We start from the raw sequence: 15,548 nt of genomic DNA on the forward strand, positions 1-15,548 counted from the left end.
TCGCGGCCCCTTGCGCCTGTTTTTCGGGAAATCTCCATGCGTTTTCGTCGCACAACCCTGATTGCTATTGCGTTTTTTCTATTCGGCGTCGGAACGGCCGGGGCCGGGCCGCTCGTGGTGGGGGTGGTCTCCGATCGCTCGGCGGCGGAGGTCGCCGCCGGGGCGCATCGCTTCCTCGAGGCCCATCCGGAGGCGGAGGTCGTACTGCGCACCCCGGAGCAGCTCACGGACAAGTCGGACGAGGCGGTCGCGGCGCTGTGGCGCGAGGCGGACGCGGTGCTCGTCGCGGCCGTCTTCGGGGATCAGGCCGCGCGCCTCGATCGCCTGTTGCGGGAGGCCCCGCCGCCCGAGGGAGCCCCGATCCTGGCCATCAACAGCGTTCGCCACCTGACGGCGTTGTCGCGGATCGACGGTGAGGCCGTACTCGCGGGGCTCGATGACGAGATGCGTACCGAACTGGCGGCCAACCCGGATCCGGGTGAGGAACCGCGCGCGCACCTGTCCCGACAGCAGGAGCGCTTCCCCGAACAGGCGGACTGGTTGACCGGGCGGGCGTTCTACCAGGGGCGCACGCCGGAGAACATGGAGGGCCTGATGCGCTGGCTGGCCGCGCATGGCGGCCACGCGATCGACGTACCGGACCCGGACCCGCGCGAGACCATCCGCTACTACCGCCATGGCAGCTCCAGCCCCGATTCGGACGCCCTCGATCTGGAGGAGGGTCCGGCCGTGGCGCTCCTGGATCTGGATACCGGCGACCGGCCGGGCGACCGCGCCCTGCTGGATGCGGCCTGCGAGGCCCTGGAGAACCGCGAGATCCAGTGTTTTGTGGTGCTCGCGCGCTGGGGCGGGGCGAGCCGCGAGGCGGTCGAGACACTCGCCGATACGATCGGTCCGGCGGATCTGGCCGGGATCGTCAGCCTGCAGGACTTCGTGGTCGGCGGGGGCGGCAACCGCGAGGCGGTGGCCGAGGCCTTCGGCGAGCTGGATGTCCCGGTGATCAAGGGCATCCGCCTGGCGGATGTGAGCGCAGCCCAGTGGCGGCTGTCGCACGAAGGCATCCCCTGGGACAAGGTGCACTACCACGTGGCCATGCCGGAGTTGCAGGGTATGAGCCAGCCGATGGTGCTGGCGGCCGCGGGCGCCCCGGAACAGGATGAACGCACGGGTGTGCGCCTGACACTGACCGAGCCGGTGGGCGAGCGCGTGGAGGCTTTGGCCGACCGGGTGGCAAGCTGGCAGCGGCTGCGTGCCCTCGACAACGCGGACAAGCGGGTCGCGGTCGTCTACTACAACCATCCGCCGGGTCGCCAGAACATCGGCGCGGACAAGCTGGATGTGCCCGAGTCCCTGCTGGAGATGTTGCAGCGGCTGGAGGCGGCCGGCTATGACCTGGGCGACAACGTGCCGGAGGATGCCGAAGCCCTGCTGGACATGATCCAGGACCGGGCGGTGAATCTCCCGGAGCAGGCAGATGCGCTGGACGCGATCGCCGGCCGGGTGGCCGCGCTCGATCGCGAGCAGTACCAGGCCTATTTCGACGCCGTGCCGGAGTCGATCCGGGCCGAGTTGGTGGATGGCCCGATCGGCTACCTGCAGGCGAGGCTGGAGGCGGCCAAAGCCGCCGACGAGATCGATTTGGCACAAGCCGCGCTGGAAAGCGGTGTCGGTGATCTGCGCCACATGCTCGAGAGCTATCCGCACGCGGCCCAGGATCGGGCGCTGGATCTGCTCGCACAATTCGAGGCGGCCTGGGAGGCCACGCTGGCGGGTGAGGACGCGCATGCGACGACCGAGCAATTGCGCAAGGCGCTGGTGCGCACGGGCATCCCCGGCCTGACCGGCTGGGGCGAGCCGCCGGGCGAGGCGATGACCCGCGACGGCGAGATGCTGTTCCCGGGGATCGAGTTCGGCAACGTGTTCATCGGCCCGCAGCCGCCGCGCGGCTGGGAGGTCAGCGAGCGCCTGCTGCACGCGAATACCACCTTCCCGCCGACCCACCAGTATGTTGGTTTCTACCACTGGATCCGCGATCACTTCGAGGCGGATGCGCTGGTCTATGTCGGCCGGCACTCGACCCGCGAATTCCTGCCGCGTCGGCGGGCGGGTCTGGCGGCAGATGACTACCCCGAGATCCTCGGGGGCGCCCTGCCGATCATCTACCCCTACATCGTCGATGGGGTGGGCGAGGGCATCCAGGCCAAGCGCCGGGCCATGGGCGTGATGATCAGCCACCTGACCCCGCCACTGGCGGCGACCGAGCTGTACGACAGCCTGCTGGAACTGCGCCAACTGGTGGAGACCTACGAGGCCGCGGCTCAGCCGGATGCCGCCACCCGTTCGCGGGCGGTACAGACCCTGCGCGAACGTATCGAGGATCTCGGCCTGACCGAGATCATCGAGCGGGAAATGGCCCGGGGGCATCATCACGACCACGGGCACCACCATGACGACCACGGCGATCACCACGTGGGTCATGACGAAGAGCCCGACACCACCGGGCATGGCGAAGGTCATGCGGACGAACATGGCGACGAGCAGCGTGACGCGGACCATCACCGGGAACATGGGGATGAAGAGCACGAGCACGCCCATGAGCATGATCATGAGAACGAGCATGCGGATGAGGGGCATGACGAACACGCCACGACCCGGCTGTCCGAGATGGACGAGGAGTTGCTGGTCCACGAGATCGGCCACTACCTGACCGACATGCAGGAAGACCAGATGCCCCTGGGGCTGCACGTGTTCGGGCGCGACTGGAGCGACGAGGCCGTGGACACGATGCTTGAGTCGATGGCCGGTGACGACGCGATCGGCGACGACTGGGGCGCGAAGCTGCGCGGATCGCCGGCCAGCGAGCGTGCGCATCTGCTGGCGGCCCTGGAGGGGCGTTTCGTGCCGCCGGGGCAGGGCAACGATCCGATCCGGACGCCGGAGGTGTTGCCGACCGGGCGCAACTTCCATGCGCTGGCGGCGGATCTGGTGCCCACGCGCATTGCCTGGGGCATTGGCCAGGAACTGGCCGCGGATGCCCGTGAGCACGGCGATCCCGAGGCCGACGGCAGCGAGGCGATCATCCTCTGGGCGTCGGATACCGTGCGCGACGAGGGCGTGATGATCGCCTTCGGCATGGATATGCTGGGCATTCGCCCGGCCTGGAACAGTCGCGGGATTGTCCAGGGACTGGAGCGCATGGACCTCGACGAGGCGGAGCGTGACCGCCGTCGCGATGCCCTGTTCACCACCTCCGGTTTGTTCCGGGACCTGTACGAGGACCAGCTGGTGTGGCTGGATCGTGCCGCTCGCCTCGCGCTGGATGGCTCGTCCGAGATCATTCTTGCGGAATACCCCGAGCTGGAACCGGCACTGGAAGCGGCCCTGGCCCCGCTGGGGCAGGACCTGCGCGATCCGGGCGACGAGCCGCTGGCGCGTAACGATGTGGCCGCGCAGTGGGTGGAGGACACCCAGGCCCTGCGTGCGGCCGGGCTCGATGGCGCCGGGGCCGGGCAGCAGGCGGCCCTGCGCGTGTTTGGCTCCGCGCCCGGTGCCTACGGCGCGGGGGTCAACCGGCTGGCGGATCGCTCCGGCGCCTGGGAGGACCGCGCCGAACTGGGTGCGGCCTACCTGCGGCGCATGGGCCATGCCTACGGGGCGGATGAGTCCGGTGGCTCTGCGCACGAGGCCTTCGAGGCCCGTCTGGGCCAGGTCGGACGGACCTACCTCGGGCGCGCCTCGCATCTCTACGGCCTGCTGGACAACGACGATGGGTTCGACTTCCAGGGCGGTCTGTCCACCGCGGTCGAGAGCATCCGCGGCGAGGTGCCGGACAACCGCGTGCTGCAGCACGCCGATCCGGACGACCCGCGGGTGGAGACCCTGGGCCGCGCGCTGATGCGCGAATTGCAGGGGCAGAACCTGAACCCGCAGTGGATCGAGCCGCTGATGGATCACGGCTATGCCGGGGCCCGCACCATGGCCCGGGACTTCGTCGACAACCTGTGGGGCTGGCAGGTGACCAACCCGGAGATCATCCGCTCCTGGGTCTGGGACGAGGTGCACGACGTGTACCTCCAGGACCGCCACGGGTTGGGGATGCAGGAGTTCCTGGCCGACGGCCACAACGTGCACGTGAAAACTCACCTGCAGGCCGTTCACCTGGTCGCGGCCAGCCACGGATTCTGGGACGCCGATCCCGAGGTGCTGGATGCATTGTCCGAACGCTTCGCGGAACTGGTCGCCGAGCACGGCCTGCCCGGCAGCGGTCACACGCGCCCGGATCACCCCATGCTGGACGAGGTGGCCGAGCGCCTGGACGACGCCGAGCTGCGCGCGGCCTTCGAGGCGGTGCGGGCGGCCGCGCAGATCGACCGGGCGGAGCCCGAGGCCGACCCCAGTCGCGTCACCGAGATCCAGCCGCTGGAAGACCCTACCGCGCAGGAGGCGCAGGAGATCCCCGAGCCGGCCGAGGCCGACGGCGGCCAGGAGACCGGCGACGAGGCGGCGGGCATGCCCTGGCTCCCCTGGCTGGTTGCCGCTGCGCTGTTCCTGCTGCTGCTCGGCGGCATCGCCACGGGCCGGCGGCGTTAACGGCTGGGGGCGGGAAATCCCCGGGCCCTGTACGTGTAGGAGCCGAGCCCTCTCGGCGATTGCGGCGTTGGTTACGCCCCATCGGCCAGAGGCTGGCCTCCTACAGAAGGCCGTACGAATGGCTGAACAAAGGTTAATGAGGTAACGCGAATGTCGTTCTCGATCACGATGGAACTGATGGACACCGTGGTGCGCTGGCTGTTGGAGCCGGTGATCGTCGGCCTGCTGGTGCTGGTCGCGGTCGCCGTCTGGGAGCTCGGGCTGGCACTGGGTGAACGCTCCGGTGGGGTACGCCGTCTGGAATTGAGCGGCGATGCCGAACGCCTCGCCTACCGTGCCCGGCGGCGCATCGACCGCGCCGATCTGCTGGCGCGCATCGGCCCGATGCTCGGGCTGATGGGGACGTTGATCCCGCTGGGTCCGGGGCTGGCCGCGATGGGCCGGGGCGAACTGGAAATCCTCGCCCAGGCCGTTACGGTGGCTTTCAATACCACGGTGCTGGGGCTGCTGGTCGGCATTCTCGGCTTCCTGCTCGGGCGCCTGCGTCGCCGCTGGTATGACGCGGCGATGGAGCGTATGGAGGCGGCGGCATGAGGGTCCCGCACTACCGCGCTTCGCGCTTCGACGCGCCCGACGAGGAGCCGATGGGCCCGCTGGCCAATCTGGCCGACATCATGCTGGTGTTTGCCGTCGGCCTGATGGTGGTGATGGCCGCATCGGGCGGCGGGCTGGAGCCGGCCAGTGGCGGCGCCGAGATCGAGCCCGGGCGCGAGATCCCGGACCCACCCGAAGGGGCCGGCGAGGCCGGCGCGGGCTACGAATCCATGGGGCAGGTCTACCGTGACCCGGAGACCGGACGGATGATCCTGATTGGCGAATAGTCACTCCCGGGGCCATCCGAACGCCCGTATGACGTAACGAATCAAGGAGTAATGAAGATGAGCGAAGACACCGAAGCGGCTCGAGCCGAACGCCACGCCCAGCGCATGGCACGCAAGAAGGAGGTCGTGGACCGCAAGATCGCCGAGGCCCAGGAGGAGAAGGGGGTTTTCCTGATCCTGACCGGCAACGGCAAGGGCAAGAGCTCCTCCGGCTTCGGCATGGTCGCCCGTGCCCTGGGGCACGGCATGCAGGTGGGCATCGTCCAGTTCATCAAGGGGCAGTTCGCCACCGGCGAGGAGGCCTTCTTCCGCGGTCAGGACAACGTGCAGTACCACGTGATGGGCGAGGGCTACACCTGGGAGACCCAGGACCGCGAGAAGGATGTCGAGGCCGCCCGCGATGCCTGGGCGCATGCCCGCGACATGCTGCGCGACCCGAACGTCGATCTGGTGCTGCTCGACGAGCTGCACATCGCGCTGAAATACCAGTACCTCGACGTGGCCGAGGTCCTCGAAGAACTGGCCAACCGCCCGCCGATGCAACACGTGATCACCACCGGCCGCGCCGCGCCCAAGGCGATGATCGAGGCGGCCGATACCGTCAGCGAGATCGGTGTGGTCAAGCACGCCTTCCAGGCCGGCATCAAGGCGCAAAAGGGGATCGAGCTGTGAGCGTGAGCTGTCCCGCCGCGTTCGTGGCGGCCCCGGCCTCGGGCCAGGGCAAGACCACGATCACTGCCGCCATCGCCCGCTACCACCGCAACCAGGGCCGGCGCGTGCGCGTGTTCAAGACCGGCCCCGACTTCCTCGACCCGATGATCCTGGAGCAGGCCTCCGGCCAGCCGGTGGATGCGCTGCATCTGTGGATGGTGGGCGAGGCCGCCTGCCGGGCGATGTTGTACGAGGCGGCACAGACGTCCGACCTGATCCTGGTGGAGGGATCGATGGGGCTGTTCGACGGGGATCCCTCCGGCGCGGATCTGGCCCAGGCCTTCGGGTTGCCGATCCTGGCGATCCTGGATGCCAGCGGTATGGGTCAGACCTTCGGGGCGCTGGTGCACGGCTTGTCGACCTATCGCCCGGGCTTGTCATTCGCCGGCGTGATCGCCAATCGGGTGGGCAGTCCGGGGCACGCGCGGATGCTGGAGGATTGCACCCCGGACGCGATCCGGTTTTTCGGGGCCGTGCAGCGCAACGAGACGCTGAGTGTCCCGGATCGTCACCTGGGCCTGGTTCAGGCGGGCGAGATCGCCGACCTGGATGCGCGGCTGGAGGCCGCCGCGGCCGCGATCGAAGAGGCCGGCGTGACGGGCCTCCCGGAGCCCGTGACCTTTCATCCGGAAGCGATCGCGCCGATCACGGCGACCCTGTCCGGCGTACGCGTCGCGATTGCACGGGATGCGGCCTTCGCGTTCATGTATCCGGCCAATCTGCGTCTGCTGGAGAAGATGGGCGCCGAACTGCGGTTCTTTTCCCCGCTTGCCGGGGATGGGCTGCCGGAGGCCGATGCCGTCTGGCTCCCGGGCGGCTACCCCGAGTTGTATCTGGATCAACTGGCCGCCAATACCGCTCTGAAGTCGGACCTGGAGGCCCACCATGCGGCCGGTCGCCCGATCCTGGCGGAGTGCGGGGGCTTCCTCTATCTGCTGGATGAACTGGCCGACCGCGAGGGCCACACCGCGGCCATGGCCGGACTGGTGCCGGGCAAGGCCCAGCTGGCGGACCGCTTGCAGGGCCTGGGTCTCCAGGCGGCCCCGCTGCCGGAGGGCGAGTTGCGTGGACACACCTTCCACCACACCCGCTCCGAGGTCGGCCTGGAACCTTACGACCATTGCTGGCGGGCCCGCGGGACGGGGTCGCAGGGGGAGGCGATCTATCGCGATGGTCGCCTGAGCGCGACCTATCTGCACGCCTGGTTCCCGTCCAACCCCGAGGCCACGGCGCAGCTGTTTCGGCCATGAGTGATGCGCAGCGGGATAATGTGACGCGGATCGGACCGGGGGCACGCGCCGGGGCCAGCATCCGGCTGGGCGGCGAGCGGCGGGCCGGCTGCGTGGATCTGGTCGGCGCGGGTCCGGGCGATCCGGGGCTGCTGACACTGGACGCGGTAGCCGCGATGCAGCACGCCGACATCCTGCTGCACGACCGCCTGATCCCGGATGCGATCCTGGATCTGGCGAACCCGGAGGCGCAGCGGCTGTACGTGGGCAAGGCACGCTCACGGCACAGCTGCGATCAGGGGGACCTGAACGAGCGCATGATCGCGTTGGCGCGGGAGGGGCACTACGTGGTGCGCCTGAAGGGTGGGGACCCGTTCGTCTATGGTCGCGGCGGCGAGGAGGCGGCGGCGATCGCCGCGGCCGGGATCCCGGTCCGCATCGTGCCGGGGATCACCGCGGCGGGTGGCTGCGCGGCGTATGCCGGGATCCCGTTGACCCATCGCGATCATGCCTATCGCTGCCAGTTCGTGACCGCCCATCGCCGCGCCGGCGAGACCGATCTGGACTGGGCCTCGCTGGTCCATCCGCAGCAGACCCTGGTCGTCTACATGGGGCTGCACACCCTGGCCGAGGTCTGCGGCGAGATGATGGCGGCGGGCGCGGATGGCGCGATGCCGGCCGCGTTGGTGGAGCAGGGCACGCGCCCGACGCAGCGCGTCATCGAGGGCACGCTGGCGGACCTTCCCGCGCGGGTTGCGGATCTGGCCATCCAGTCGCCCGCGTTGCTGATCGTGGGCGAGGTGGTGCGCCTGCGCGAGACGATTGCCACGCCGGGCTTCGAGCCCGGGCCGGGGACGCATGAAGTCGGCTGATCGCTACAGTGCGGAGGGCGGCATGCGCCCGGAGACGTGCGAGACAACCGGGCGCCTGCGCACCGGCCTGACCACCGGCGTCTGCGCGACCGTGGCCGCCGTGGCCGGCGCACGCTGGCTGCTGGAGGGGCGGCGGCTCGAGACGGTCGAGGTCACCCTGCCGAGGGGGCAGGTCGTGCGCCTGGCGTTGAACGATCTGGAGCCCACCCCGGGTGGCGCGGTCGCCGGGGTCATCAAGGATGCCGGCGATGACCCGGATGCCACCCACGGGGCTCGGGTCTGGGTCGAGGTGACCCTGTGTGGTGCACCTGGCGTTGTGTTCATGGCGGGTGCCGGGGTCGGGACGGTCACGCGTCCGGGCCTGGTGTTGGCGCCGGGCGAGCCGGCGATCAACCCGGTCCCGCGACGCATGATGCAGGGGCATCTGGAGGCGCTTGCCGAGGCGACCGGTTACAGCGGGGGCTTCCGGGTCACGGTCGGGGTGGATGGGGGCGAAAGGATTGCCGAGCGGACCATGAACGCCCGCCTGGGCATCCTCGGCGGTCTCTCGATCCTGGGCACCACGGGGATCGTGCGCCCGTTTTCCTGCGCCGCCTATATCGCATCCATCCATCAGGCCATCGACGTGGCCCGCGCCAACGATTGTCCGTGCGTGGCCTGCTGTACCGGCGGCACCAGCGAGGCGGCGGTGCGTGAACGCTACGGCCTGGACGACATCGCGCTGATCGAGATGGGGGATCTGTTCGGGGCGGCGCTGAAGTACCTGCGGCGCCACCCCCTGCCCGCGGTGGTGCTGGCCGCGGGTTTCGGCAAGCTCAGCAAGTTCGCGGCCGGGCACCTGGATGCCCATAGCCGCAAGTCGCGCATCGATCTCGACGCCCTGGCGGGGGAAGCCGCGGATCTGGGCGCCAGCCCGGACCTGTTGGCGCGCATCCGCGCGGCCAACACCAGTGCCCAGGCCCTTGCGGACTGCCTGGAACAGGGCGTGGCGCTGGCCGACCGGATCAGCGCGCGCGCCTGGCAGCGGGCCCGCGGAATGTTGCCGGAGACCACAGCGCTGGAGGTCTGCGCGGTGGATCGGGCGGGACGCATCGTCGGGTTTGCCGATGGCGCCAGGGGCCTTGCGCCATGACGGCCGCGGCGATCGCCCTGCAGTCGGTAGCCAAGCGCTACGCCGGTGGCCGGGTCGGGCTGGCGAACGTGGATCTGGAAGTGCCGGCGGGCAGCTTTTTCGGCCTGCTGGGTCCGAACGGGGCGGGCAAGACCACCCTGGTGGGGCTGTTGACCACGCTGGTGCGGGCGGATCGCGGTTCGATCCGGGTCTGCGGGCACGATGTGGCCACGCAGGCGGTGGCGGCGAAGGCGTGCATGGGCGTGGTGCCGCAGGAGGTGAATTTCAACAGCTTCGAGCCGGTGGGCGAGATCGTCGAGGCCCAGGCGGCCTACTACGGGCTGTCCCCGAGGCGTGCGCGCGAGCGAACCGGCGAGGTGCTGCAACAGGCGGGTCTGCTGGACCGGCGCGAACAGTCGGCCTGGGGCCTGTCGGGCGGCATGAAGCGCCGGCTGATGATTGCCCGCGCCCTGGTACACCGCCCTCGCGTGCTGTTGCTGGACGAGCCGACGGCGGGGGTGGACCTGGAGGGGCGCCATGCAACCTGGGAGCTGCTGCGTGGCTTGAACGCGGATGGCGTGACCATCCTCCTGACCACCCACTATCTGGAGGAGGCCGAGAGCCTGTGCGACAGGCTGGCGATCCTGGATCAGGGCGAGATCGTCGCGCGCGGAGAGACCGGCGAGCTGCTGCACGGGCTGAACGTGCAGACGCTGGTGCTGGAATTGAACGCGCCTCTGGACGCGGCCCCGGTCCTGGAGGGGCTGGCGACCCGTCTGGTGGATATCTGGACCCTGGAGATCGATCTCCCGCAGGGCATGGAGGTCAATGACCTGTTCGATCGCCTGGGCGGAAGCGGGGTCCGGGTCGCGGGACTGCGCAACAAGCGCAACCGGCTCGAGTCGCTGTTCCTGCAGCGCATTGCGAAACGCGCGGACGCACTGCAAGGGGCCGGGGCATGAGACTCGCGGCCTACGCATTCGCCTATCGCGGGATGGTGGTCAAGCAGGTGCGCCGGTTCCTGCGGGCCTGGGTGCAGAACCTCCTGCCATCGGTGGTGACGACCGTCCTGTTCCTGGTGATCTTCGGTCATCTGATCGGGCGCGAACTGGGCACCATGCGGGGGGTCGACTACGCCGATTTCATCCTGCCCGGCCTGATCATCCTGGCGGTTGCCACCAATGCCTACAGCAATGTGACGCTGGCGTTCTACGGCGCCCGCCTGCAGCGGCATATCGAGGAGCTGCTGGTCGCGCCGCTGCCCGCCTGGCTGATTGTGGCGGGCTTCGCCACCGGTGGCGTGATCCGCGGGCTGCTGGCCGGGGCGCTGGTGGCGCTGGTGGCGATCCCGTTTACCCATCTCCAGCTGCACCACCTGGCGGCCACGTTGGGGATCGCGCTGATCAGTGCCTTGCTGTTCGCGCTGGCCGGGCTCTTGAACGGCCTGTATGCACGCAGCTTTGACCATACCTCCGTAGTGGCCACGTTCGTGTTGACCCCGCTGATCTACCTGGGAGGCCTGTTTTACCCGGTGGAACGGATGCCCGAGCCCTGGCAGTCGTTGGCGGTGCTGAACCCGCTGTATTACATGATCGAGGGCTTTCGCTACGGCCTGCTGGGGACCGGGTCCTTCGCCTGGGCCACGACCTTCTGGGTCCTCGTGGGGGCGACGCTCGTCGTCGGTGGGCTGGCCTGGGCCCTGGTGGCGCGCGGCGTGCGGATCCGCACATGAGCGCGGGCAGGGTGAAGTCGTGATTGCCGATCGTCCGCGGGTGCGCCAGGCCTGTCCGGGAGTTGCCGCGCCGATGAGCACCGGGGACGGTTTGCTGATGCGGGTACGTCACCCGATCGGGGGGCTGGATGCGGAGCAGGCGCAGACCATCGCGGAGGTGGCGCGTCGCTTTGGTTCCGGTGCCCTGGAGCTGACTAGCCGCGGCAATCTGCAGTTGCGCGGTCTGGACACGGCGGATCTGGAGCCGGCACGTGCCGAGTTGGAGAACGCGGGTCTGGCCGATCGCGATCCCGCGATGGAGGCAGTGCGTAATGTCCTGGTGGCCCCGGTGACGGACATCGATCCGGAGGCGGCCATGGATGTACAGCCGGTCGCGCGGGCCCTCGCGCGGGCGCTTGTGCAGAACCCGCGTCTGCGGGCACTGCCGCCGAAGGTCGGGGTGCTGGTGGAGGCCGGCGGCGATTTGCCGCTGGATGGCGTAGCGGCGGACCTGCGGCTGGAGGCCTGTGCGGGGTTGGGAGGGGTGTGGTTTCGGGTGGCTGTAGGCGCGTCCAGTCGCACGGCCACGGTGCTTGGCTGGACGCGGCCGGAGAAGGTCGTGGACGTCGCCCTGGCGGTGCTCGAACGCTTCGTGGAATTGCGCGAAGGCGAGGTGGATCCGCCGGGGCGTGTGGCCGGCGCCGTGGCCCGGTTCGGCCCGAATGTGCTGACGCCGCCGGGGCTGGAGCGTGTGCTCCCGGGCGGGGACTGGGTCGCGGCCCGGATGCCCGGATGCGCGGATGCCGGGATGGGTACGTGCCTGAACGGGCGAGCCTTCGGGATCGCGTTTCCGTTCGGGGCCCTGCGCGCGGAGGCCCTGCAGGGGATGGCCGAACATATCCGGCCGCACGACGGACGCCTGCGGCTGACACCGTGGCGCAGCCTGCTTCTGACCGGGGCAACACCTGTGGAGTCGGACCGGCTGGCCGAGTGGGACGGCGTGACCGATCCGGGCAATCCCCGTCTGGCGGTGAGTGCCTGTATCGGGCAGGCGGGTTGCTCCGCGGGCAGTACCCCCACGCGCGCGGATGTCGAGACGGCCGGGGCATCCGCCCGCGGGCTGCTTGTGGATGGCGGGCATGTCCACGTCAGTGGCTGCGACAAGCACTGTGGGCGCCCCGCGAACGCACAGGTCCTGCTCACGGCGCGGGAAGGTCGCTACGACCTGTCGCTGCAACGCGCGCCCGCGCAGTGGGAGACCGTCCTGACGGGGCTGGGGCCGGGGCCGGGGCAGGTCGAGCCGGTCCTCGCGGCCCTCGATACCCTCGCCCGTGAAGAACGTGGCGCGAATGAGTCGAGGGTCGAGGCCCTGCAACGGCTGGAGGCCACGGCACTGGCCAGGCGTATGAACGCGAAGATGAACAACGGAGATTCAGCATGACGCAGAGCGATACGGCCGGGGCCGTACCCGACTATATCCGCGACGGGGCGGCCATCTACCGGGAGTCCTTTGCGATGATCCGGTCCGAGGCGGATCTCGACCGCTTTCCGGAGGACCTGGTGCCCGCGGTGGTGCGCATGATCCATGCCTGCGGCATGACCGATCTGCCGCGGGACGTCGGGTTTTCCGCCGGGGTGGCCCGGGCGGCCATGGATGCGCTGGCCGCCGGCGCGCCGATCCTGTGCGACAGCAACATGGTGGCGCACGGGGTCACGCGGGCCCGGCTTCCGGCGGACAACCGGGTGATCTGCAGCCTGCGGGAGGACGGGGTGGCGGCGGCCGCCGAGCGTCTGGGAACGACGCGTTCGGCCGCGGCGCTGGAATGGTGGCGACCGCATCTGGACGGCGCGGTCGTGGCCATTGGCAATGCGCCCACGGCGCTGTTTCACCTGCTGGAAATGCTGCACCAGGGTGCGCCGCGGCCGGCCGCCGTGCTCGGTATACCAGTGGGATTTGTGGGTGCGGTGGAGAGCAAGGAGGCACTGGCCAGCAGCCCGCTGAATCTCGATTACCTGACCATTTTCGGACGCCGGGGTGGCAGTGCCATGGCCGCGGCGGCCATCAACGCCTTTGCGAGTGACCGGATATGACGACATCCCCCAACCTGCAGGATTCCTCGGACGCGGGCTGTCTGTACGGCGTGGGCACCGGTCCCGGTGATCCCGAGCTGTTGACGCTGAAGGCCGCGCGGCTGATTGCCGAGAGCCCGGTGGTGGCCTACTTCTGTCGCCGGGGCGGCCGCGGCCAGGCGCGTGCCATCGTGGATGCCCATCTGGGTGCCGGGCAGCGCGAGATGCCGCTGGAGTATCCGGTGACCAACGAGATCCCGCACGGCTCCGACGAGTATCGCAGCCGCATCGAGCAGTTTTTCGACGCCGCCGCCGAGCAGCTGGCCGCCGAATTGGGGGCCGGGCGTTCGGTGGTGGTGCTGAACGAAGGGGACCCGTTCTTCTACGGCTCCTTCATGCACGTCTACCTGCGGCTGAAGGAGCGTTTCCCCACCCGCATCGTGCCCGGCGTGACCTCCATGATGGCCTCCGCCGCGCAGTTGCCCACGCCGTTGACCATGCGCGATGACCTGCTGACGGTGATCCCGGGCACGATGCCGATCGACGATCTGCGCCAGGCCCTGCAGGGGACCGATGCCGCGGTCATCATGAAGGTTGGAACCCATCGCGATGCGGTGGTCGGGGTCCTGCGGGAACTGGGGCTGGACGAGCGTGCCTGGTACGTGGAACGCGCGAGTACGCCGGAGGAGCGGGTCCTGCCGTTGGCCGCGATTCCGGAACAGGTGCCCTATTTCTCGATGATCGTGATTCCCGGGCGAGGGGTGCGGCGATGAGCGGGGATGACGGTCGGCCGCTCGGGCGGCTGAGTGTGGTCGGGGTGGGGCCGGCCGGGCCGGAATGGCTTACGCCGGAGGTTGCTGCCCGTCTTGAAGCGGCGACCGACCTGGTGGGGTACGGGCCGTACCTGGAACGCATTGCGGGCGCGCATCACCGTGTTCACGCCTCGGACAACCGCGAGGAGTTGGCGCGCGCGACGCACGCCCTGGACATGGCCGCCGAGGGGCGGGACGTGGCGGTGGTCTCGGGTGGCGATCCTGGTGTGTTCGCGATGGCGGCGGCCATTTTCGAGGCCCTGGAAGGGGCACCGGCGGGACGCTGGGAGGACGTCGAGGTGGACGTGGCCCCCGGGGTTTCGGCGATGCAGGCCGCCGCCGCGCGGCTGGGGGCGCCGCTGGGGAACGATTTCTGCGTGATCTCGCTGTCGGACAATCTCAAGCCCTGGTCGTTGATCCAGCGCCGGGTGCGGCTGGCGGCCGAGGCCGATTTTGCCATGGCCTTCTACAACCCGATCTCGCGCTCGCGACCCTGGCAGCTGGGCGAGGCACTGGGGATCGTGCGCGAGGTCCAGGGGCCGGACACCCTGGTGGTGCTGGCCACTGCGGTGGGACGTGGCGAACGCGAAGACGTGCAGATCTCCACCCTCGGCGAGGTGGACCCGGCGGCGGCGAATATGAGCACGCTGGTGATCGTCGGCGCCACATCCACCCGCGTGTTGGAACGCCCTTCGGGCCGGCGGCACGTGTACACCCCGCGTTATGTCGAGGCGGCGCAATGAGCCGGGACCCGCTCTAGCCGTGGGTGTCCGGGAGCGCTTCCAGCCAGTCGAGTACCGCCTGCGGGGCGTGGAACCGTGGCACTCCGGGGGCGTCCGGCGGGCGCTCCACCATCACCACCGGGATGCCCCGTTCGCGGGCCGCTTGCAGCTTGGCGGCGGTGGCCTCGCCGCCGCTGTCCTTGGTTACCAGAACGTCAATCGCGTGTTCCCGCAGCAGGCGCGCCTCGTCCTCGGCCGTGAATGGGCCCCGGGCATGGATCCAGGTGACTCGTGGCAGCGCCGGCGGCGGTTCGGGCGGGTCGATGGTGCGGATGACATAGTCCAGCTCGGGCGCGGCCTCGAAGGCCTCAAGGTGCTGGCGGCCGGTGGTCAGCAGCACGCGCCGGCCGAGTGCCGGCAGGGTGCGGCCGGCGGCCGCGAGATCGGACACGCGGATCCATCTGTCATCCGCTCCGGCCTCCCACGACGGTCGGGTCAGGCGCGCCAGCGGGATGCCGGTCTGGCGCGCGGCCACGACGGCGTTGGCCGAGATCTGCCGCGCGAAGGGGTGGGTTGCGTCCACCAAGGCGTCGACCGCGTGTTCGTGCAGCCAGGTGGCAAGGCCTTCGGCACCGCCGAAACCGCCCGTGCGCCGTGGCAGCCGCGACGGGCCCGGTTTCCGGGTGCGCCCGGCCAGCGAGACGGTGGACTGCAGCCGCGGGTGGCCGTCCAGCAGCGGCTCCAGGGCCGCGGCCTCGGTGGTGCCGCCCAGCAGGAGGACATGCCGCGGGCGCGGTGGCCGGGCGTCGTTGGAAAGGGGTGAACGGGAGGTCATGGAG

14 protein-coding genes are annotated in these 15,548 nt (G+C 69.8%); 13 read left to right on the plus strand and 1 reads right to left on the minus strand.

The window, feature by feature from the left end; genetic code table 11:
• The first annotated feature begins 36 nt into the window (after positions 1-36).
• The 13 genes from TVD_RS04680 (at position 37) to cobJ (ending at position 14,730) form a co-directional block, all read left to right on the plus strand.
• Positions 37-4,590 (plus strand): cobaltochelatase subunit CobN, encoded by a 4,554-nt coding sequence (locus TVD_RS04680; RefSeq protein ID WP_047250939.1) that lies wholly within the window; start codon positions 37-39, stop codon positions 4,588-4,590.
• A gap of 150 nt (positions 4,591-4,740) precedes the next feature.
• Complete coding sequence (locus TVD_RS04685; RefSeq protein ID WP_012982206.1) at positions 4,741-5,184, plus strand: MotA/TolQ/ExbB proton channel family protein; 444 nt, start codon at positions 4,741-4,743, stop codon at positions 5,182-5,184.
• The gene (locus tag TVD_RS04690; RefSeq protein ID WP_047250940.1) at positions 5,181-5,471 is read left to right on the plus strand and encodes a DUF2149 domain-containing protein; all 291 of its coding nucleotides are present in this window, start codon (positions 5,181-5,183) and stop codon (positions 5,469-5,471) included. Before TVD_RS04685 ends, TVD_RS04690 begins: the two co-directional genes overlap by 4 nt.
• Positions 5,472-5,528: 57 nt before the next feature.
• Entirely contained in the window at positions 5,529-6,143 is a 615-nt protein-coding gene (cobO, locus tag TVD_RS04695) for a cob(I)yrinic acid a,c-diamide adenosyltransferase (protein WP_018169472.1), read from the plus strand.
• Positions 6,140-7,432 (plus strand): cobyrinic acid a,c-diamide synthase CobB, encoded by a 1,293-nt coding sequence (locus TVD_RS04700; RefSeq protein WP_047250941.1) that lies wholly within the window; start codon positions 6,140-6,142, stop codon positions 7,430-7,432. The genes cobO and TVD_RS04700 overlap by 4 nt, the downstream gene beginning before the upstream one ends.
• The gene (gene cobA / locus TVD_RS04705; protein WP_018948551.1) at positions 7,429-8,283 is read left to right on the plus strand and encodes a uroporphyrinogen-III C-methyltransferase; all 855 of its coding nucleotides are present in this window, start codon (positions 7,429-7,431) and stop codon (positions 8,281-8,283) included. Before TVD_RS04700 ends, cobA begins: the two co-directional genes overlap by 4 nt.
• 22 nt (positions 8,284-8,305) lie before the next feature.
• Positions 8,306-9,415, plus strand: coding sequence for a cobalt-precorrin-5B (C(1))-methyltransferase (locus TVD_RS04710; RefSeq protein WP_047250942.1), 1,110 nt, complete (start codon positions 8,306-8,308; stop codon positions 9,413-9,415).
• Positions 9,412-10,356, plus strand: coding sequence for an ABC transporter ATP-binding protein (locus tag TVD_RS04715; protein WP_019563157.1), 945 nt, complete (start codon positions 9,412-9,414; stop codon positions 10,354-10,356). The genes TVD_RS04710 and TVD_RS04715 overlap by 4 nt, the downstream gene beginning before the upstream one ends.
• 32 nt (positions 10,357-10,388) lie before the next feature.
• Positions 10,389-11,126 carry an ABC transporter permease gene (locus TVD_RS04720; RefSeq protein ID WP_019568233.1) on the plus strand — a complete coding sequence of 246 codons (738 nt, stop codon included), beginning with the start codon at positions 10,389-10,391 and terminating at the stop codon, positions 11,124-11,126.
• Between the two features lie 19 nt (positions 11,127-11,145).
• Positions 11,146-12,546, plus strand: coding sequence for a precorrin-3B synthase (gene cobG / locus TVD_RS04725; RefSeq protein WP_019563156.1), 1,401 nt, complete (start codon positions 11,146-11,148; stop codon positions 12,544-12,546).
• Positions 12,543-13,196, plus strand: coding sequence for a precorrin-8X methylmutase (locus TVD_RS04730; protein ID WP_019563155.1), 654 nt, complete (start codon positions 12,543-12,545; stop codon positions 13,194-13,196). Before cobG ends, TVD_RS04730 begins: the two co-directional genes overlap by 4 nt.
• On the plus strand, positions 13,193-13,948 hold the full coding sequence (locus TVD_RS04735) for a precorrin-2 C(20)-methyltransferase (RefSeq protein ID WP_019563154.1): 756 nt from the start codon (positions 13,193-13,195) through the stop codon (positions 13,946-13,948). The genes TVD_RS04730 and TVD_RS04735 overlap by 4 nt, the downstream gene beginning before the upstream one ends.
• Entirely contained in the window at positions 13,945-14,730 is a 786-nt protein-coding gene (gene cobJ, locus TVD_RS04740; RefSeq protein ID WP_019563153.1) for a precorrin-3B C(17)-methyltransferase, read from the plus strand. The genes TVD_RS04735 and cobJ overlap by 4 nt, the downstream gene beginning before the upstream one ends.
• A gap of 13 nt (positions 14,731-14,743) precedes the next feature.
• Here the strand turns inward: cobJ and TVD_RS04745 are convergent, their stop codons facing one another.
• On the minus strand, positions 14,744-15,544 hold the full coding sequence (locus tag TVD_RS04745) for a cobalt-precorrin-6A reductase (RefSeq protein WP_019563152.1): 801 nt from the start codon (positions 15,542-15,544) through the stop codon (positions 14,744-14,746).
• Positions 15,545-15,548: the final 4 nt, after the last annotated feature.

This window comes from Thioalkalivibrio versutus (genome assembly GCF_001020955.1).
GTDB classification, from domain to species: domain Bacteria; phylum Pseudomonadota; class Gammaproteobacteria; order Ectothiorhodospirales; family Ectothiorhodospiraceae; genus Thioalkalivibrio; species Thioalkalivibrio versutus.